17 protein-coding genes are annotated in these 20,206 nt (G+C 68.6%); 12 read left to right on the forward strand and 5 right to left on the reverse strand.

Annotation, left to right across the window (positions count from 1 at the left end; translation table 11 throughout):
• The first annotated feature begins 54 nt into the window (after positions 1-54).
• Positions 55-1,671 (forward strand): fatty acid--CoA ligase, encoded by a 1,617-nt coding sequence (locus BLU08_RS10045; protein WP_090199066.1) that lies wholly within the window; start codon positions 55-57, stop codon positions 1,669-1,671.
• Positions 1,672-1,713: 42 nt separating this feature from the next.
• The gene (locus BLU08_RS10050) at positions 1,714-2,502 is read left to right on the forward strand and encodes an SDR family NAD(P)-dependent oxidoreductase (RefSeq protein ID WP_090199071.1); all 789 of its coding nucleotides are present in this window, start codon (positions 1,714-1,716) and stop codon (positions 2,500-2,502) included.
• A gap of 83 nt (positions 2,503-2,585) precedes the next feature.
• Here BLU08_RS10050 and BLU08_RS10055 read toward each other — a convergent pair whose 3' ends face one another.
• Entirely contained in the window at positions 2,586-3,587 is a 1,002-nt protein-coding gene (locus tag BLU08_RS10055; RefSeq protein ID WP_090199079.1) for an NADP-dependent oxidoreductase, read from the reverse strand.
• A gap of 126 nt (positions 3,588-3,713) precedes the next feature.
• Here BLU08_RS10055 and BLU08_RS10060 point away from each other — a divergent pair, with 126 nt between their 5' ends.
• The 10 genes from BLU08_RS10060 to BLU08_RS10105 all read left to right on the forward strand — a co-directional run bounded on the left by BLU08_RS10060 (position 3,714) and on the right by BLU08_RS10105 (position 12,871).
• Positions 3,714-4,724 (forward strand): NADP-dependent oxidoreductase, encoded by a 1,011-nt coding sequence (locus BLU08_RS10060; RefSeq protein WP_090199082.1) that lies wholly within the window; start codon positions 3,714-3,716, stop codon positions 4,722-4,724.
• A gap of 11 nt (positions 4,725-4,735) precedes the next feature.
• The gene (locus BLU08_RS10065; RefSeq protein ID WP_090199087.1) at positions 4,736-5,113 is read left to right on the forward strand and encodes a limonene-1,2-epoxide hydrolase family protein; all 378 of its coding nucleotides are present in this window, start codon (positions 4,736-4,738) and stop codon (positions 5,111-5,113) included.
• A gap of 93 nt (positions 5,114-5,206) precedes the next feature.
• Positions 5,207-6,448, forward strand: coding sequence for a cytochrome P450 (locus BLU08_RS10070; RefSeq protein ID WP_090199090.1), 1,242 nt, complete (start codon positions 5,207-5,209; stop codon positions 6,446-6,448).
• Positions 6,449-6,452: 4 nt separating this feature from the next.
• Positions 6,453-7,538 (forward strand): acyl-CoA dehydrogenase family protein, encoded by a 1,086-nt coding sequence (locus BLU08_RS10075; protein ID WP_090199093.1) that lies wholly within the window; start codon positions 6,453-6,455, stop codon positions 7,536-7,538.
• 16 nt (positions 7,539-7,554) lie between these two features.
• Positions 7,555-7,980 (forward strand): Zn-ribbon domain-containing OB-fold protein, encoded by a 426-nt coding sequence (locus BLU08_RS10080; protein ID WP_090199096.1) that lies wholly within the window; start codon positions 7,555-7,557, stop codon positions 7,978-7,980.
• A gap of 10 nt (positions 7,981-7,990) precedes the next feature.
• Positions 7,991-9,139 (forward strand): thiolase family protein, encoded by a 1,149-nt coding sequence (locus tag BLU08_RS10085; protein ID WP_090199099.1) that lies wholly within the window; start codon positions 7,991-7,993, stop codon positions 9,137-9,139.
• Positions 9,140-9,151: 12 nt separating this feature from the next.
• Positions 9,152-9,913: an SDR family NAD(P)-dependent oxidoreductase gene (locus BLU08_RS10090; protein ID WP_090199101.1), complete on the forward strand. Its 762-nt coding sequence runs from the start codon at positions 9,152-9,154 to the stop codon at positions 9,911-9,913.
• A gap of 1 nt (position 9,914) precedes the next feature.
• The gene (locus tag BLU08_RS10095; protein ID WP_172801022.1) at positions 9,915-10,667 is read left to right on the forward strand and encodes a ThuA domain-containing protein; all 753 of its coding nucleotides are present in this window, start codon (positions 9,915-9,917) and stop codon (positions 10,665-10,667) included.
• Between the two features lie 40 nt (positions 10,668-10,707).
• Entirely contained in the window at positions 10,708-11,928 is a 1,221-nt protein-coding gene (locus tag BLU08_RS10100) for an acyl-CoA dehydrogenase family protein (protein WP_090199105.1), read from the forward strand.
• Between the two features lie 40 nt (positions 11,929-11,968).
• Positions 11,969-12,871 (forward strand): SDR family oxidoreductase, encoded by a 903-nt coding sequence (locus BLU08_RS10105; protein WP_090199108.1) that lies wholly within the window; start codon positions 11,969-11,971, stop codon positions 12,869-12,871.
• A gap of 27 nt (positions 12,872-12,898) precedes the next feature.
• Here the strand turns inward: BLU08_RS10105 and BLU08_RS10110 are convergent, their stop codons facing one another.
• The 4 genes from BLU08_RS10110 to BLU08_RS10125 form a co-directional block, all read right to left on the reverse strand.
• Positions 12,899-15,538, reverse strand: a complete 2,640-nt coding sequence (locus BLU08_RS10110) for a M14 family metallopeptidase (protein WP_090199112.1) — start codon at positions 15,536-15,538, stop codon at positions 12,899-12,901.
• 207 nt (positions 15,539-15,745) lie between these two features.
• A complete protein-coding gene (locus BLU08_RS10115; protein WP_090199117.1) occupies positions 15,746-17,419 on the reverse strand; it encodes a PepSY-associated TM helix domain-containing protein in 1,674 nt (557 codons plus the stop codon).
• A 14-nt stretch (positions 17,420-17,433) separates the two neighbouring features.
• On the reverse strand, positions 17,434-19,563 hold the full coding sequence (locus tag BLU08_RS10120) for a TonB-dependent receptor domain-containing protein (protein WP_090199120.1): 2,130 nt from the start codon (positions 19,561-19,563) through the stop codon (positions 17,434-17,436).
• Between the two features lie 133 nt (positions 19,564-19,696).
• On the reverse strand, positions 19,697-20,170 hold the full coding sequence (locus BLU08_RS10125) for a hypothetical protein (RefSeq protein ID WP_090199124.1): 474 nt from the start codon (positions 20,168-20,170) through the stop codon (positions 19,697-19,699).
• Between the last annotated feature and the right edge of the window lie 36 nt (positions 20,171-20,206).

Consider the following 20,206-nt stretch of genomic DNA (forward strand, 5'->3'; position numbering starts at 1 on the left):
GTGGCCCGGCGGGGTGAGCGTAGGCTCGCGCCCATGGGACAGGAGACACCGATCATGGCAAGCCCTCTGGCAAGCCCCGTGACGCCCGCCGCCGCGCCTGCGACCGCGGGCTCGTTCTGCGACATCGTGCGCGAACACGCACAGGCCCTCGGCGACAGGCCCGCCTTCACCTATGGCGACGAAACGCTCACCTTCGCGCAGCTCGAACGCAATTCGAACCGGGTCGCCAACGCGCTCGCCGCCTTCGGGGTGAAGAAGGGCGAACGGGTCGCCTTTCTCGGCAAGAACCACCCGCTCTATTTCGAGGCGCTGCTGGGCGCGGCCAAGATCGGCGCGGTGATGACCCCGGTGAACTGGCGGCTCGCCGCGCCCGAGGTCGCCTACATCCTCGACAATTCGTGTTCGCGCGTGGTCTTCGTGGGCGAAGGCTTCGCCGAGCTGCTGGCCCGGGTGCGCGGGGCATTGCCCGATGTCGAACAGGTGATCGGGATCGACGCGCCGGACCATCCCGGGACCGATTACCGCATCTGGCGCGACGGTTTTCCGGCACGGCCCCCGGCGGCCAAGGTCGGGACGGGGGACGACGCGCTCCAGCTCTACACCTCCGGCACGACCGGCCGGCCCAAGGGCGCGGTGATGACCCACGGCTCGATCCTGTCCAGCCGCGATCCGGCGAGCGACGGCCGGATGCGCAAATGGCAGGAGCCGGTCGAAGGCGACGTGACCCTGCTCGCCATGCCGTGCTTCCACATCAGCGGGACGGGCACGGGCATCGCCACCATGGTCGCGGGCACCAACGCGATCGTCCTGCCCGAATACGATCCGGCGAAGGCGCTCGACCTGATCGAGAATTACAACATTTCCAAGATCTTCCTCGTCCCCGCGGCGATCCGGATCCTGCTCGATCACCCGCGCGTGCGGGAGGTCGATTTCAGCCGCCTCAAATACGTCACCTACGGCGCCTCGCCGATCCCGCTCCAACTGATGCGCGAGGCGATGGAGGTGCTGGGCTGCGGCTTCGTCCAGATGTACGGGATGACGGAGACGAGCGGCACGATCGTCGCGCTCGATCCCGAGGACCACGTGCCCGAGGGAAGCCCCCGGATGCGGAGCGTCGGCACGCCGCTGCCCGGGGTCGAGATCCGCGTCATCGACGCGGAGGGCAACGACCTGCCGCCGAACACGGTGGGCGAGATCGCGACGCGCTCGTCGAAGAACATGAGCCGCTACTGGAACAATCCCGAGGCGACCGCCGAGACGATCGATGCCGAGGGCTGGCTGCGGACCGGGGACGCGGGCTATCTCGACGAGGACGGCTATCTCTACATCCACGACCGGGTGAAGGACATGATCATCTCCGGCGGGGAGAACGTCTATCCGGCCGAGGTCGAGAACGCGCTCTACGCCCATCCCAAGGTCGCGGACGTGGCGGTGATCGGCGTGCCCAGCGACAAATGGGGCGAGGAGGTCAAGGCCTGCGTCGTCGTCAAGCCGGGCGAGACCCTGACCGAGGCCGAGCTGATCGCCCACGCCCGCGAACACATCGCCGGTTACAAGTGCCCGAAAACGGTCGATTTCATCGAGGCCCTGCCGCGCAACCCCTCGGGCAAGATCCTGCGCCGGACCTTGCGCGCACCCTATTGGGAAGGCAGGGACCGCGCGGTCAACTAGACACGGGGGAAAGCGGGCCATGCCGGGCGAGGGAGGAAGGGCATGAAACTCGAAGGGAAGGTCGCCGCCGTCACCGGCGGCACGGCGGGGCTGGGACGCGGGATCGCCGAGGCGTTCCTTCACGAAGGAGCCAAGGTCGCGCTGTTCGCCCGCAACGCCGAGAAGGGCGCGCGGGTCGTCGAGGAACTGCGCGTGGGCCGGGGGAGCCGCGACCGGGTGATCTTCGTGCCGGGCGACGTGATGGAACAGGCCGATGTCGAGGGCTTCGTCGACCGGGTGGTCGAAACCTTCGGGACGATCGACATCCTCGTCAACAATGCGGGCGGCGCGGGCGATCTCCAGCCGCTCGCGCACCTGTCGGACGAGGCCTTCGACGAGGCGATGAAGTGGAACGTCTATTCGACCTTCTGGGCGACCCGCCGCGCGCTCGCGACGATGCTCGCGAGGAAAAGCGGGCGGATCATCAACATCTCCTCGATGGAGGGCAAGCACGGCAAGCCGGTGCTGACAGCCTATACCGCGGCCAAGCACGCGGTGAACGGCCTGACCAAGAGCCTCGCGCGGGAAGTGGGCGAGCAGGGGATCACCGTCAACGCGATCTGTCCCGGCCTCGTCATCACCGACATAATCCGCCGGAACGGCCCGGCGACGGCGCAGGCGATGGGGATGGAATTCGAGGAGATGATCGCGATGTTCGCCGGCGAAAGCGCGATCAAGCGGCCCAACACGGTCGAGGAGGTCGCCGCCGTCGCCCTCCTCCTTGCCTCGCCCGAAGGTGCGGGCATCACCGGGGCGCAGATCAGCGTCGACGGGGGAACGGCGCAGTATTAGCGCTCCCTGCGCGGCTCGCGGGTCCGCGGCCCTTGACGATAGAGGCGCCGCCAGCGCGGGGGCTCTACGGCTTCATGGCCGCATCATACCTTCAGCATCTGCTTGCCGCGGTTCTGCCCGGTGAACAGCCGCTTGAGCGTCGCGGGCGCGTTCTCGAAACCTTCCTGGATGTCCTCCTGGTAGGTCAGCCGCCCGTCGAGCACGAAGCTTTCGAGCCGCCTGCGGATGTCGGGAAACTCGTTCGCCCAGTCGAGCACGATGAACCCCGCCATGCTCGCCCGGCGGAAGATCAGATTGAAGTAGTTGCCCGGACCGCTCGGCCTGCCGCCGGTTTCGTAGCGGCTGATCCCGCCGCACACGACGACCCGGGCGCCGGTGGCGATATTGGCGAGCATGTCGTCGAGGATGCCGCCCCCGACATTGTCGAACACCACGTCGACGCCGCGCGGGCAGTGCTGCCGGATCTGTTCCTTCACCCCGCCCGCCTTGTAGTCGATCGCGGCGTCGTAGCCCGCTTCCTCGACCAGCCAGGCGCATTTCTCCGGCCCGCCGGCGATGCCCACCGCACGGCACCCGGCGATCTTCGCGAGCTGCCCGACGACGCTGCCCGTGGCGCCCGCCGCGCCCGAGACGAGCACGGTGTCGCCGGCGACCGGCTTGCCGACCTTGAACAGGCCGCAATAGGCGGTGAGCCCGGTCGTGCCGAGCACCGAAAGCAGCGCGGTCGGCGGCAATTGCGTGTCGACCTTGACCAGTCCGCTGCCGTCATGGACGAGATGCTCGGTCCAACCGGTCGTGCCGAAGACGAGGTCGCCGACGGCGAATTTCGGGTTGTTGCTCGCCATCACCTCGCTGATCGCGCCGCCGCGCATCACGTCGCCGATCTCCATCGGGGCGACGTAGTCGGCGATGTTCTCCATCCAGCCCTTCTGCGCCGGGTCGAAGGAGAGATAGCGCGTCGCGAGCAGCACCTCGCCTTCGCCCGGGTCGGCGATTTCGGTCTCGGCCAGCCTGAAGTCCCCGTCCTCGATCCCGCGTCCGAGCGGGCGGTCGTTGAGCAGCCATTGGCGGGTGGTGGTGGGCATCGCGTCCTCCTTTGCGCGCCTTCCCTATGGCGGCAGGAGCGCCGCGCTCTCCACGGACAAAAGTGTCAGTCGCCGGCCTCTTCGCCCATGCTATCCTCGCCCGCCGAGACAGGGAGAGGAGAGACAATGCCCGAAAACCGGCGCTTCCTGCTGAAGCGGCGCCCCGATGGCGAACCCGTGCGCGAGGATTTCGATCTCGTCACCGAACCAAGCCCGGAACTTGCCGAGGGGCAGTTCCTGATCCGCAACCATTACGCCTCGCTCGACCCGGCGATGCGCGGCTGGATGGACGCGGGCGGGAACTACATGCCGCCGATCCCGCTCGGCGCGCCCGTGCGCGCGACCACCATCGGCGTGGTCGAGGACAGCCGCGCGGAAGGCTTCGACAAGGGCATGTGGGTGATGGGGCTCAACGCGCTGGAGGACTATTCGGTCGGCGTCGCGGGCGGGTTCACCCAGCCGATCGATCCGGACAGGGTGCCGAGCGTCACCAATTACCTCTCGCTGTTCGGCGCGGTCGGGATGACGGCCTATTTCGGCTTCCTCGAAGTGTGCGAGCCGAAGGAGGGCGAAACCGTCCTGGTGAGCGGTGCCGCCGGTGCGGTCGGCAGCCTCGTCGGGCAGCTCGCCAAGATCAGGGGCTGCCGCGCGGTCGGGATCGCGGGCGGGCCGGAGAAGTGCGCCAGGCTGACGACACGCTACGGCTTCGACGCCAGCATCGACTACAAGGGCAAGGACGAGGAAGACCTGACCAGGGCCATCGCCGAGGCCTGCCCGGACGGGGTCGACATCATCTTCGAGAATGTCGGCGGGATCATCCTCGACGCGGGGCTGATGAATCTCAATCTCAAGGCGCGGGTCGGGCTGTGCGGGCTGATCAGCGAATACAACACGCCCCCGCGCGGCATCCGCAACCTGTGGCAGCTGATCGTCAAGCGCGCCGAGATCCGCGGCCTGCTCGTCGCGGACTATGTCGAACGCTTCGGCGAGGGCGCGGCGCAGATGGGCGAATGGGCAGCCGCCGGAAAGATCGCCATCGACGAACAGGTGGACGAGGGGCTCGAAAACGCCTTCGATTCCTTCATGCGCCTGTTCGCCGGGTCGAACCAGGGCAAGATGATCCTCAAGATCGCCTGAAGGGTACTGGCATGAGCAATATCGAAAAGGTCCGCGCATTCGTCGCCCACTGGAACGGCGGCGACATGGAGGCGATCTACGCGATGTGTGCCGAGGACGTGGTCTGGCACAACATCCCGATGGAGCCGTTCGCGGGCAAGGCCGCGATGCGCGAGGCGGTCGAAGGGTTCATGGCGAATGTCGCGGCCTGCGAATGGGAAATCCACGAGATCGCCGGAACCGGCGACGCGGTCCTGACCGAGCGGACCGATGTCTTCGTTCTCGAGGACGGTCGCCGCGCGGCGATCCGCGTCATGGGAACCTTCACATTCGACAGCGCGGGCCTGATCGCCGAGTGGCGCGACTATTTCGACATGGCCCAGTTCACCCGCGAATTCGCCGGCGGGTGAGCGCGGCGACCCTAACACATTCGCGCATCGCCCCGGCCCAGCGCTCGGCGTTAGGAATCGGGCCGGACATCTCTCCGTCTGGGAGCCGCAGCCATGAACAAGCCCGAGGGCAACGTCTTCGCCCCGCAGACCCTGGTCGACCCGTTCGATTACTACCGCGCGGTGCACGATGCGGGCGTCGCGATCGAACACCTGCCGGAGATGAACACCTTCGTCGTCTACGCCTATGACCTGTGCAGCGAGGCCACGGGCAAGCCCGACATCTTCTCGAACGATTTCAGCGGCCTGATGGGACGCGAGGCGGACGAGGAGATCAAGGCGATCCTCGATCGGGGATGGCCCGACGTCCCCACACTGCTGACCGCCGACGCCCCGGTCCACACCCGCAACCGCAAGCTCGTCAACCTCGCCTTCTCCGCCCCGCGCGTGAACGCGATCGAGGAGGAGATGCGCGCGAAGTCGATCGAGCTGATCGAAGCCTTTGCCGACCGGGGCGAATGCGAGTTCGTCGAGGAATTCGCGGTGCCGCTGCCGGTCGCCATGATCGCCGGGCAGATCGGGCTCGACGACAATCCCGGGAAGGTCAAGGAATGGTCCGACGCCGCGGTCGACCGGTTCAGCCAGATGGTCGATCACGAACGCAAGAAGGAATGCGCGAAGAGCCTCGTCGAATTCCAGCACTACATGAAGGGCAAGATCGACGATCGCCGCGCAAGGGGGGGCGACGACCTGCTCACCGACCTCGTCGAGGCGCGGGTGGAGGGGGAGACACCGCTCACCGATGCGGAGATCATGTCGATCATGCAGCAGTTCATGGTCGCCGGGAACGAGACGACGACCTCGACGCTCGCCGGGGGCCTGCTGCAGCTGATCCGCAATCCCGACCAGATGGAAAGGGCGAAAGCCGCCGCGGGCGGGCGCGATCCCAAGGTCATCACCAACCTCGTCGAGGAAGCGCTGCGCTACGAAACCCCGACCGCGGGGATGTGGCGCATCGTCAAGCAGGATACCGAGCTCGGCGGCGTGAAGATGCCCGCCGGATCGATCGCGCAGTTGCGCTATGCCGCGGCCAATCGCGATCCGAAAAGGTTCGAGGACCCGGACCGCTTCGACATCGGACGCAGGAACGCCCGCGCCCATCTCGCCTTCGGCAAGGGGCCGCACATGTGCGTCGGCAACATGCTCTCGCGCAAGGAGATGCTGGTCGCCTTCGACGAGCTGCTCGAACGGCTCGACCATTTCGCGGTGGCCGACGAGGGCGCGATCACGATCCTGCCCAACATCCTGCTGCGCGGAGTCACCCGCCTGCCGATCACCTTCACCCGGAAAGCCTGACCGCATGAATTTCGACCTGTCCGAAGAACAGGAAATGTTCCGCGCGAGCGTCGAACGCTTCGCCGCGCCCGTCGATGTGGAGGCGCGCAGGAAACTCCGCCGCAACGAGGCCGGCTATGACCGCGCGCGCTGGCACAGCCTCGCGGAACTGGGCCTGATCGCGCTCGCCGCTTCGGAAGGAGCGGGCGGCATGGGCGGATCGCCGCTCGACCTCGCCCTGGTGGCCGAGGCGATCGGCAAAGCGAACGCGCCCGATCCGTGGCTCGAACTCGGCGTGTTGCCCGCCCTGCTGCTGGAGCGGGGCCGGGCGCACGGGGCGCTCGAAAAGGTGCTGTCGGGAGAGAGCATCGCGAGTTTCGCCTGGACCGAGCGGGCGCAGCGCTACAACCTCGCGGCGCGGGCGACGAAGGCCGAGCGCGAGGGCGAGGGGTTCCGGATCGGCGGGGAGAAGACGATGGTGCTCGGCGCGGGCCTCGCCGACCTGTTCATCGTGACCGCGGATCTGGACGGCGCGACCCGCGCCTTCCTCGTCCCGTCCGACGCGGAGGGGCTGGAGATGCGGCCCTACCGCCTCGCCGACGGCAGCGTCGCGGGCGAAATCCGGCTTGCGCGCGTGGCCGTGGGGGAGGCCGCGCTGCTCGATCTCGATGCCGCCGCTCTCGCCGGGATCGCGAGCGAGGTGCGGCTGCACGCCTCGGCCGAAATAGTGGGCCTCGCCCAGCGCCTGCTCGACGAGACGCTGCGATACGTCAAGGAGCGCGAGCAGTTCGGCGTTCCCATCGGCAGTTTCCAGGCGCTCCAGCACCGGCTGGTCGAAGCCTATGCGAAGCTCGAACAGTCGCGCTCGATGCTCTACCGCGCGGCGATGGGCGCGCGCGACGGGCACGGCTGGCAACGCGCCATCGCCGGGGCCAAGGCCTATATCGGCGAAAACGCCGACGCCATCGCGCGCGAGGCGGTGCAGATGCACGGCGGCATGGGGATCACCGACGAACTCGCCATCGGCCACGCGATGAAGCGCGTCATGGTGCTCGCCCGGCTGTTCGGGGATACCGACACCGCGCTCGCCGAATACGCGATGGCCGCGTGACGCGGGAGGGGACGTGATGGGCGAGAAGATCGATCCGGACCTGTGGAGCGAGGATCCCGAACCGCGCCTGATGGGCGGAAAGCTGCCGTCGGGCGAAATCGTCTTTCCGATGCCCAAGGGCGACGCGGCGAGGGGCGTGGAGCCCTACAAGCTCTCGCGCCGGGGGAAGCTGTGGTCGTGGACCTCGCAGGGCTTCCTGCCCAAGGAACCCTATGAAGGCCCCGGATCAGGCCCGGGGGAAGGGCCGCAGGACTTCGAGCCGTTCCTGCTCGGCTATGTCGAACTGCCGGGCGAGGTGATCGTCGAGAGCCGGATCGTCGATGCAACGCTCGACGATCTCGAACTCGGCATGGAGATGGAATTCTGCATCGTGCCGTTCAACCACCGCTACGACACCTATGCCTTCCGCCCGGCGGCGGCTGCGCGAAAGGAAGCCGCATGAGGCCGGAGACATGAGCAACGCCGTCCACATCATCGGGGCGGGGATCCACCCCTTCGGCCGGACCGAGGAACGCTCGGGCCGCGAACAGGGTGTCTTTGCCGTGCGCGAGGCGTTGAAGGACGCGGGCCTCGAATGGGCCGACATCGAATGCGCCTATGGCGGCTCCGCCGCGGCCGGCAGCGCGGACATCATGGTCAACGAGCTCGGCCTGACCAGCCTGCCCTTCACCAATGTCGCGAACGGCTGCGCGACCGGGGGCAGCGCGCTCGCCGCCGCGCAGCAGGCGATCGCGAGCGGGATGTACGACCTCGCGCTCGCGGTCGGGTTCGACAAGCATCCGCGCGGCGCCTTCAACGCGAGGCCCGCCGACTATGGCCTGCCCGAGTGGTACGGGCAGACCGGCATGATGCTGACGACGCAGTTCTTCGCGCTCAAGATCCAGCGTTACATGCAGCTTCACGGCATCAGCCGCACCACGCTCGGCCGGGTCGCGGAAAAGGCCTTCCGCAACGGGGCGAGGACGCCGCACGCCTGGCGGCGCTCCGAAATCGACCTCGATACGATCATGAACGCGCCGATGGTGAACGATCCCCTGACCAAGTTCATGTTCTGCTCGCCGTCCGAAGGCGGGGTCGCGCTGATCCTCGCCTCCGAAAGGAAGGCGAGGGAGCTGGGCGCCGACGGGGTCAGGATCGCCGGGATCGCGGTGAAGACCCGCCCGCCCGACAGTTTCGAGGTGTTCCAGCCCGGCGTCAGCCTGCGCGAGGGCGGCAAGCCCACCGTGCTCGCTGCAAAGGCCGCCTTCGAGGGCGCGGGGATCGGGCCGGAAGACATCGACGTCGCGCAGTTGCAGGACACCGAAAGCGGCGCGGAAATCATGCACATGGCCGAAAACGGCTTCTGCAGGGACGGCGAGCAGGAGGAATGGCTCGCCAATGGCTGGTCCGAGATCGGCGGGAGGATGCCGATCAACACGGATGGCGGCTGCCTTGCCTGCGGCGAGCCGATCGGCGCATCGGGCCTCAGGCAGGTCTACGAGAATGTCGAGCAATTGCGCGGGCGGGCGGGGTCGCGGCAGGTGCCGGACAGTCCCAGGACCGCCTATTCCCACGTCTACGGCGCGCCGGGCCTTTCGGCGGTCGCGATCCTGGAGCGATAGGAAATGGGCAGGATGGAGGGGAAGGTCGCGCTCGTCACCGGCGGCGCCGAGGGGATCGGGGCCGCGGTCGGCCGCATGATCGTCGCCGAGGGCGGCAAGGTCATGCTGTGCGACGTGCAGATCGACAAGGCCCGCGCGCTGGCGGGCGAACTGGGCGATTGCGCCGCGGCCTTCGAACTCGACGTGCGCGATGCGGCGCGCTGGGACGAAGCGGTCAAGGCGACCGTGGAGCGCTTCGGCAAGCTTACCGTGCTGTGCAACGTCGCCGGCATTTCCGAACCGGGCAACGTGCCGGACGGCTCGCCCGACGTGTGGGAACGCACGATCGACATCAACCTGAACGGCCCTTATTACGGAATGCGCGCGGCGATCCCGGCGATCGAGGCGAGCGGCGAGCCCGGGGCGATCGTCAATATCGGTTCGATGATCGCCCTGCGCGCCGCCGCCTTCGTCGCCGCCTACAGCGCGTCGAAGGCGGGCCTGCTCGGGCTCACCCGCAGCGTCGCGCTCGATCTCGCCGAACGCGGTCTGCCGATCAGGGTCAACATGGTCCACCCGGGCGCGATCCGCACGCCGATGTACGACCGTTACAAGTATTCGGGCGCCGACACGCCGGAGAACATCGAGACGAACTTCGCCGCCACGCACCCGATGAACCGCATCGGCGAGCCCGAGGAAGTGGCGCGCGCCGTCATCTTCCTCGCCAGTGACGAGGCGAGCTTCACCACCGGCTGCGATTTCACCGTCGACGGCGGCGGGGCGATCAGGAGCTGACATGGGCGAACGGCCGACCACCCGCATCGACGCGCATTTCATCGCGGCGGGCAAGTATCACGACATCGACCATGCCCGGCTCGAGGTGCTGAAGCTGCTGGCCGAACATCCGCAGGTCCGCACCACGGTCGCCTGCGACTATTCGGGGCTGGAACGGCTCGATGCCTGCCGCTTCCTCATCACCTATACCTGCGACCTGATGCCGACGCCAGAGCAGGCCGCGAGCTTGCGAGCCTGGCTTGAAAGAGGCGGCAAGTGGCTCGCGCTGCACGGCACCAATTCGATCCTCGTCTTCACCGAGGAAGGTCTCGTCGATACGCCCGACGAACGCCCCGACGTGATGGAAATGCTCGGCACCCAGTTCAAGGCCCACCCGCCGATCGGTCCCTTCCCGGTCGAGGTGGTGAACAGGGACCACGAACTCACCCGCGGCATCGAGGATTTCGAGGTGGTGGACGAGCTTTACCTGTCGCACACCACGGCCGAGATCGACACGCTGATGCAGACCACCTTCGAAGGCGAGGCGACCGGCTTCGTCGAAGCGCGGTGGGAGAGGACGACCGTCCCTATCCTTTATACGAGGGATATCGGCAGGGGCCGGATCGTTTACAACACGCTCGGCCATTGCCGGGGGCATTACGACCTTCCCGGGATGGTCGATTTCTACCCGCACAAGGAGATGTGCGCGTGGAACTACGACGTCTATTACGACCTGCTGCGCCGCTCGATCGCATGGGCCATGAAAGCGGACTGACGCCAGAAGACTGACCCGGAAGACTCACAGGGCACGACCTATGGACATGGATTTTTCGCCCGAGGACATCGCCTTCCGCGAGGAGGTGCGCGAGTTCCTCGCCCACCGGCTGCCCGATCGCCTGCGCAACGGGGCGCGGCGCACGCCCGGCGTCTTCGTCGAGCCGGATATCGGCATGGAATGGCACCGCATCCTCAACGAGAAGGGCTGGGTCGCGCCCCACTGGCCCAGGGAGAATGGCGGGACGGGCTGGACCCCGACGCAGAAATTCATCTTCGAAAAGGAATGCGCGCTTGCAGGCGCCCCCGCTCTCGCGATCCTCGGCCTCAGGCTCGTCGGGCCGGTGATCTGCGAATTCGGCACCGCGGAGCAGAAGGAGCGGTTCCTGCCGCGCATCCTGTCGGGCGAGGATTACTGGTGCCAGGGCTATTCCGAGCCGGGCAGCGGGTCGGATCTCGCCAGCCTCAAGACCACGGCGAGGCTGGTCGAAGGACCGGGGGGCGACGAATATGTCGTCAACGGTTCGAAGATCTGGACCACCCACGCCCATCACGCCAACTGGATCTTCGCGCTGGTGCGGACCGATCCGGCGGTCAAGAAGCAGGCGGGCATCACCTTCCTGCTGATCCCGATGGACCAGGACGGCGTCGAGGTGACCCCGATCCATTCGATGTCGGGCGATCACGAGGTCAACGCGGTGTTCTTCACCGATGCCCGCACCTCCGCCGCCAACCGCATCGGCGAGGAGGGACAGGGCTGGACCATCGCCAAGTTCCTGCTCGAGAACGAGCGTGGCGGATCGTGCTTCGCCCCCCGCCTGCTCCAGTCGATCGAGACGCTCGAGCAGCTCGCCAAGGAGCAACCCTCCGGCGTCAACGGCGCGCTCGCGCACGATCCGCGCTTCCGCGACCGGCTGGCGCGCGCCCGGCTCGACGCCGAAGCGCTCGAGGTGACCGAGCTGCGCATCCTCGCCGAACTCGCCAAGGGGCGCGCGCCCGGGCCGCAGACCTCGCTGGTCAAGCTGCTGAGCGCCAATATCGGCCAGCAGATCGACGCGCTCCGGCTCGAACTGCTCGGCCCCGACGCGCTGCAATTGCCGCTCGAACGGCCGCTTTACGGCAACGAGGCGCCCGAGCCGATCGGCAGCGAATTCGCCCAGACCGCGTTTGCGCGCTATCTCAACAACCGCGCCGCGACGATTTTCGGCGGGTCGGACGAGGTGCAGAAGAACATCATCGCCAAGACCGTGCTCGGGCTCTGAACCCGGCCGGACGGCGCCTATCACGACAGGGGAAGACAGGATGGACGTATCGAAGCTGATGTTCCGCGACGGGCTGCTCGACGGCGAGCGGATCCTCGTCACCGGCGGCGGGACGGGTCTCGGCAAGGAAATGGCGGAAGGTTTCCTGAAACTGGGCGCGACGGTCTACATCTGCGGGCGGCGGCAGGGCAGGCTCGACGAATGCGCCGCCGAGCTGATGGAAAGGCACGGCGGGAAAGTGGTGGCCCACGCCTGCGACATCCGCGACGCCGACGCGATCCATGCCATGATCGACGCGATCTGGGAGGATGGCGGCGCGCTGACGGGCGTGGTCAACAACGCGGCGGGCAATTTCATCAGCCGCACCGAGGATCTTTCGGTGAACGGCTTCAACGCGATCGCCGACATCGTCTTTCGCGGCACCTTCTACGTCACGCTCGACGTGGGCAAGCGCCTGATCGCGGAGAAGAAGAAGGCGAGCTTCCTTTCGATCCTCACCACCTGGGTGTGGTCGGGCAGCGCCTTCGTGGTGCCTTCCGCCATGTCCAAGACCGCGATCCACGCCATGACGCAGAGCCTCGCGACCGAATGGGGGCGCTACGGCCTGCGCTTCAACGCCATCGCCCCCGGCCTCTTCCCGACCAAGGGCATGAGCGCGCGGCTTTCCCCCGGCGGGCAGGGCGGCAATTCCAAGAACGACATGAACCCGATGGGCCGCGCGGGCGAGATGCACGAACTGGCCAACCTCGCCGTGTTCCTGATGGGGCCGGGCGCCGAATACGTGAACGGCCAGACCATCGCGATCGACGGGGCGGGCTACCAGGCCAATGGCGGCACCTTCTACCCGGCGCTCCACGCGCTGGGCGACGCCGAATGGGAACAGATGCGCAACCTGATCAAGGGCACGAACGAAAAGGACAGGGCCGAGCGCACGACCGGGTGACGCGCGCCCGGCCGGTCCGGGCGCAACTCACCGCACGCGCGAGGGCGCGACCAGCACCGCGTTGGCGATCAGCAGGTCGAGCCCGTCGAGATAGGCCCGCGTCGAGGGATCCTGCGCGAAACCGATCGCCAGGCCATCGCCCGTTTCCTGCGCGACGAGATAGGGCTTGAACGCCAGCTGCCGGCGGTTCTCCTCCCACACGTAACCGCTCGCGACGAGGCTGTCGGCAGGCGCGTAGTGCAGCACGTTGGTCCCCGTGCCGCGATCGAGCGGGGTGTAGATGAGCGACCCGCTCGCCAGCACGACGGCGCCCTCGTCATGGCCGGCGGACAGGAAATGCTCGGGGTCGGGAACGGTGTTGACGAGCGCGCCGGGCAGCGTGTCGGGCAGCGCCAGCTGGTCGCGGATCGCCTCGCGGTAGTCCTCCTCGCTGGCGATTTCGCGCCCTTCGACGAGGCCGCCCTCGTCCTCCCCGTCCGCTTGCGCGGCATCGGGATCGCGCCCGAGCGCCGCCTCGCGCTCGAGCGCGAGCAGGGGCCGGTCGCCCTCGCTGAACGCGGCGAGGCTGTCGCCCACCGCGACCAGCACTCCGCCGCGCGTCACGAAGGAGCGGATCGTCGCCAGTCCGCGCCGGCCGAGCCGGCCGGCGGGATCGCCGTCGGGCACGATCAGCACGTCGTAATCGGCAAGGTCGGCGCCCGCGAAGCGATCGGTGCGGATGGGCACGACCGGCAGGCCGAGGCGGCGTTCGAGGACATAGCGCATCGCCCCCGCGCTCAGCTGCGAGATGCCCTCGTCCCAGGCCATCGCGACCCGGGGCAGGGTCAGCCGGGCGAAGCTTTCGGACCCCAGATTCGGCCCCTCCTCGACCCAGCTCGATTCGAGCGCGACCGTGTGCGCGCCGACTTCGCGGGCGAGTTCGGAGAGGCGCTCCATCTTCGCCGGATCGTTCGCCAGGGCCGGGAACACCACCGTGCCGCGCGGGTATTCGCGCCCGTCCTTGGTGAAGGCCTCGTCGGTGACGCGCGCCTCCAGCCCGGCGCGCAGGGCGAGCGTGACGAGCCGGGCCTGCCCGCTGTCGGTCCACGGCACGGCCACGGCGAAGCGGCCCGACCCTTCCGCGAGCGGCGCGATCGGCGCGTCGGGGGCGAGCGGATCGCCCGCGGCCGCGCCGCACAGCGCGACATCGACGCCCGACATCAGGCCGACCGACCAGGCGGTGACATCGTAGAGTTCGTGCGGCAGGTCCTGCGCGCGGCGGCGTTCCTGCTGGGCGAGGAAGCTTTCGGGCAGCGGGGTGTCGCGGTCGAGCAGGCTCTTCGCCAGCCGCGCGGCGGGCTGGGCCTGCGGGACCGCGAGATAGCCCGCGCGATAGGTCCGGCCGCAGGCGCTCGCCGGACCTTCGCGCCGCAGCACCGTGATGCCCTGCGCGGCGAGCCTGCGGCCGAGCGCCTCGGCGTTCCAGCGCCGCTCTCCGAGATCGATCACATAGGCGCCCCGCCCCGCCGCGCCTTCGGCATTGGCGGCACGATAGCGCGCGAAATCGGCGAGGAAGCGGTCCGCGTTCTCCGCCACCGCCTCGGCGGTCGAAAGGCTGGCGACGAAATGGTTGCGGACCCCGTCGGCATAGGTGAGTTCGGTCCCGTCGCGCCGCTCGAACACGAGCCCGCGCGCCGATCCCTGTTCGTAGGTCGAACCGATCGCGCCCTGGTGCGTGTTCCAGGTGTCGCCGTAGCCGGGATAGAACAGGTCATAGACCTCGCGCGTGAAGAAAGGTTCGCCCATGGCATCGAAATGGCGCGCGTTGTTGCGTCCGATGATGTCGTAGGCGCGCTGCTGGGCGGCGGTGATGTTGGGGTTCACCGGCTCCGCCGCCGGGCTGAAGAAATAGGTTTCGTCCCCGCCCATCTCGTGCAGATCCACCACCACGACCGGGTTCCATTCGCGGATCGCCGCGACCTTGCCGCGCGTTTCGGGCTGGGACAGCGTGAACCAGTCGCGGTTGAGGTCGAACATGTAGTGGTTGACCCGCCCGCTCGGCCAGGGTTCGTCATGCTCGGCCGCCTGGCGGTCGGCCGCCGGTTCGATCCCGCGCGAGGCACGGAAGCGATTGACGAAGCGCGCCCGCCCGTCCGGGTTCTGCAGCGGATCGATCACGAGCACGGTTTCGGAAAGGATCGCCTGCGCGCGCGGGTCGTCCTCGGCGGCGAGCAGGTGATAGGCCGTCATCAGCGCGGCATCGGTCGAGGAAACCTCGTTGCCGTGGACGCTGTAGGCGAGCCAGGTCACCGGAATCGCCGCCCCGTTGCCGGGCCGGCCAGCGGCGATGGTGGCGAGGTCGGCGCGGATCGCGTCGAGGCGCGCCATGTTCGAAGGCGCGGTGAGCACCGCGTAGACCAGCGGGCGGCCTTCCCAGCTGCGCGCGTATTCGACAAGCCGGATCCGGTCGGGCGCGGCCTCGGCCAGCGCCTCGAGATAGGCCATCGCCTCGTCGGGAGAGGTGATCCGTTCGCCCGGCGCATGGCCGACGGTGTCGTTCAGGGTCGGGACCGCGGGGTCGAATTCGCCCTCGAGAAAGGATTGCGCCCGCGCCGGTTCGGCCATCGGCTGGCCCAGCGCCAGCAGGGCCAGAGCCAATGCGCCCAATGCGGTTCTTGTCCCGGTCATGTTCGTCCCCCGTGTCCTGTCGCAACCCGTGCGCCGGCGGGAAGCCGGGGCACGGCAGGCGGGATGAATGGCGGCTTCGCGCGCATCTGCCAATCCCCCTCGCCGCTTATCCTCGGCCAAGATGACAAGAAACCGGGCGCGGGTGGCTGGCACGGGGGCTTGCACGGGGGCTGGCACGGGGGCTTGCACGGGAGGCGCGGCAACGCCTCATTCCGCCGGCTGCCCGGCCCCCGGATGCGGCTGTCCCCGCCCCGCCTTCGGCCGGCGCCCGGCCCGCCTGCGATTGGCGAAGTCCATCCTGAGGCCGAGCAGCGCCATCAGCACGATCAGCGCGATGACGCAGGCGGCGACCGCCGCGTTCAGGCCGAGCCGCCCGATCGGGAACAGGAAGTTCCACTTGTGGATCATGCTGAAGACGAGGCGTTCGGGCTTCTCCCGGTCGGCGACGCGGTCGACCAGCACGCCCGCTCCGGTATCGACGAACAGCGTCGCGTTCAACGGCTCGCCATAGTCGACCCGCCAGACCGGCAGGCGCTTGTTGCGGAAATCGTATTCGTGGCTGAACCGGGTCACGAGCTCCATGCCCTTCACGGCCTCGTCCGGTGCGCCGGAAAAGCGCCGCGCGACGGCCAGCGCGATGTCGCGGTCGCCCTGATCGACCACCTCGCCGCTCGCCGCGTCGAGATAGAGCGCCGGGCCGTCGGGCTTGATCCCGGTGAAGCGCGCCTCCCGGATTTCGGCCTTTGTGGCGGGCATTGAGGACTGCGTGGCGGTCTGCGGGGCGGTCTCGGGCTCGCTCGCCATCATGCCCGCGTGGTCGTGGCCTGTCATGCCGCCCGCTTTCTCGCCGCCATGATCGTGTCCGCCGCCGCCGATCGAGCCGGGAGCGGGCTTCAGCCCGATGCGGTAGAGCGGCGCGCCCGACCCGCCCTCGACCAGCGCGACCGAGGCGATGGCGCGGCCCTGCGAAAGCGCGGCCCAGTCGCGTTCGACCGGCCAGGCGCCGCTCGCGACATCGAGCGGCTCGCCCATGCGCAGCTGCGTGCCCGGCGGGACCAGCGCCGACTGGACGAGGTGGTAGATGCCGCTGGCGGAGAACATGACGAGCGGCAGCGCGAGGACATGGCCCGCCATCCGGTGCCAGCCCTTCGCGCCGGGCGCGCGCTTCCTGCGCCGCACCGTCACCAGCATGACGATCCCGGTGAGCGCCAGCGCCAGCAGGCTCGCGACCATCAGGCCGATGACGAGGACCCGCAGCCAGTCCATGCCCGGTGGCACCCATTCCCACGTGTGCAGCATCCGGAAGGCGGTCTGGAGCGCCTCCTTGGTGCGATCATTGACCGCGGCAAGGCTGGAGGTTTCGGTGTGGACATAGGCGGTGAGGCGATCCTCGCCCGCGAATTCGATCTTCCACACCGGCAGCAGCCGGTTGACCCACGGATAGTCCGCGTCGAATTCGGTCTGGAGGCTGGCGGAGACGATCTCCCTTTCGGTCGCAAGGAAGTGGCGGGCGATGAACTCCGCCTGCCGCCGGTCGCCGTCCGCGATTTCGCGCCCGTCCGCAGGCGCGAAATAGCGTCGCTCGGCGAGCGGGTCCCCGGTCACCTGCCACAGCGCAGAGCCATCGGGCGACGGAACGGTCTTGACCGCGACCGCCTGCGCGATGCCGTTCGCCGCGAGCGTCTGCGAAATCGGACGCGCCCCGGCCAGCGCGACTTCGGCGGCGGGCGGCATGAACTGCGCCTGCTGCGGACCGAACAGCACCATGGCGACATGGGCGAGGCCCGACAGGCCCCACACCAAGAGACTGATGCCGCCCGCCAGCGCAAGCCAGCGGTGCTTCGAATTGGACCAGCGGGCGGACCTGTTCTTCAGCGACATGATGCAGGCTCCTTTCAGAATCGCGCCCGGATGCCGCCGAAGAAGGCGCGGCCCTGGCCTGGAGTGTAGATGGCGGAAGGGGTGGCGGACTGGTCGGCCACGGTGGCGAGGTTCGAGATGAACACGCGATCGAACAGGTTCTCGACCGAGCCGAACAGGATGAAGTCGTCCAGCACGGTGACGCCGGCGGTCAGCTGCACCGTCTCGTATCCCGGCGCCCTTTCGGTGTTGGCATAGTCCGCCCACGGCCCTTCGGGGATGAAGCGCAAGGTGGCCGAGAGATACCAGTCGTCGACCTGGTCGAAGCGCGTCTCGGCGATCAGCACATGGCGCGGCACGCCCGCCAGCCGGTTGTCGCCGTAGATCGCGTCATCGTCGAAGGCGAAATCGTTGAAGGTGTAGGCAGCCGAGAGGCGCAGCGACTGCCCGCGGGCCGCGAGCACGTCCTTCGCCGGGCGCAGGTCGACGCCCGCCTCGATCCCCTGGTGGATCGTCCGGTCGCCGTTGCCGGTGACGGTGACGAGCCCGCGCGCGCCGGGCACGGCGAAGTCGAGGAACTCGTTCTCGAGCTCCGCCCGGTAGGCCGCGATGTCCCACGAGAACACGCCCTTCGCCCCGCGCGTCCCGATCTCGAACACGGTGGCGCGCTGTTCGTCCAGCGGGGCGAAGGGGAAGGCGCCGCCCGAGGTGAGGTCGGCAAGGCTCGGCGGCTCGAAGCTGCGATTGACGTTGCCGAAGACCTGGATGTCCTGCGCCACGTCGAACAGCACGCCGACGCACGGGTTGAACTGGTCGTATTCGCCGCGCCCGGCAACGGCATCGAGGATAACCTCCACGTCCCGCACCGCGCGCGCATACTGGCCCCCCGCGATGACGGTGACCCGGTCCGTCAGGCCGAGGTCGAGCTGGCCGTAGGTCATCAGCATCGAGGAATCCTGGTCCGAACGAGAGGTCAGCGCCCCGCGCTCGCCCGACAGGTTCTCGAACACCTGCGCATCATTGCTCCCGAAGGCGTAGATCGCGCCGACCTGCCAGCGGCTCTGCGGGGCGAGGAAGGGGAGGTCGCCCGAGAGGCGCACCGAACCGCCGACCTCGTCCTCGCCCTGCACGATGATCCCGGCAAAGCGGGTGATCGCATGGTCGAGACTGCGGCGCGAATACCACGCGCCGATTTCGAGCTCCGCCCCGCCCATGTCGATCGCGGTCAGGTTCGAGACGCGGATCACGCCCAGATTGCGGTCCCAGTCGTCCGCAACCGGACCGGGATCGAGCACCGTGACCGGCCCGCCCGGAAAGAACGGGCCGATCGTCACCGTCCGCCCCGCCGCGCGCGGATTGGCGAGCGCATCCTCCAGCGTGAGCGTTCCCGCCAGCTCGAAATTGTCCGTCAGGGCGGTGACGTAGAACCGCGTCTCGATGTTGTCGGCGACCCGCCAGCCGAAATTGCCGTGGCCGTAGAGGCTCCGGACCTCGCTCTGCTCGCGGTATCCCTCGCTGGTAAGCCCGGTGACGCCGATCCAGTGATCGGTGTTCTCGCCCGCGCCGGCAAGGGACGCGTTGGCGCGGAACGTCTCGAAACTGCCGCCCTCGGCGCGCAGGGCGACGGGGGAGCGCGCGGTGCGGCCCGTCGGGCTCACCACGTTGACGGCGCCGCCCAGCTGGGTCGCGCCGTAACGCAGCCCGTTCGCGCCCTTGAACACCTCGATGTAGCGGATCGTGAGCGGGTCGATCTCCTGGAACTCGGTGTTGCCCGCCGACCGGCTGATCGGGACGCCGTCGCGCAGCACCATCAGCCCGCGCCGCTCGAAGGAGGAATTGAGGCCCGACCCGCGGATCGAGATGCGGCTTTCGCGCTGGGCGCTGGTGTCGGAGAAGACGCCGGGCGTGAGCTCGAGCGTGTCGCCGATCGACTGGGCGAAGATGTCGGCGAAGCCCTCGTCCTCGACGACGCCGATCGCGCCGGGGATGCGTTCGAGTTCCTCGCGCGCCTCCTCGACCGAAGGCGAGGTGGGCGAACCGGCGGCGGCGGCGGTGACGATGATCTCGTCCTGGCGCTGGCCGATGCCCTGCGCGTGGAGGAGGCAGGCGGGCGAGGACAGGAGCGTGATCGCGAACAGCGGCCGCGCGAAATCGGAAAGGTGCATGTGCAGGATATCCCGGAGGCAGCGCCTTCGGCCTGCCGGAAGGCAGGACGGGCGGCGCAAACTCCGCCGCGCAGGGCGGAGCAGGACGGAGCCCGCTACGCCCTGTCGTCAGGCGTGCGGGCGGCTCGCAGTCTCATGCCGTGGGGGAAGGGGGTCCGGTGGAGGGAGGCGGCGGCGCGGCGAGGCCGCGACCGGGCTGGACCGCGCGAAAGGCGGGGACCGGCGCTGCGACCTGCGGCGCGGATGCGACAAGGGCCGGCGCATCGGGCGGCAGGACGGGTGCGCCCACCGCGGCGAAATCGCACTGCGCCTGCGCAGCGCCATGCGTCGCATCCCCGTCCTCGGCGCCACCGTCGCCGTGACCTGTCGCCGAATGGTCCATGCCGCCGTGGTGCGCGCGATGGGCATCATGCGCTCCCGCGGCGTGCCCGGCCAGCGCGGCGAGTTCGGGCGAGGTCGCCGGGCAGGGAACGAGCAGCGCGGGTTCGCCCGCCCCTTCATGCGCCGAAGCGACCATCCAGCCATGCGGGATCATCCACTGCACGCACGCCGCGAATGCGGCGAGCAGCAGCAGGACACGCGCAGGACGGGGGACGGCAAGACGCATGGTAAAGCGGGTCTTTCTCCGTTGGCCGGCTTGCGG

The sequence above is a fragment of the Erythrobacter sp. HL-111 genome (assembly GCF_900105095.1).
Taxonomy (GTDB): Bacteria; Pseudomonadota; Alphaproteobacteria; order Sphingomonadales; family Sphingomonadaceae; genus Erythrobacter.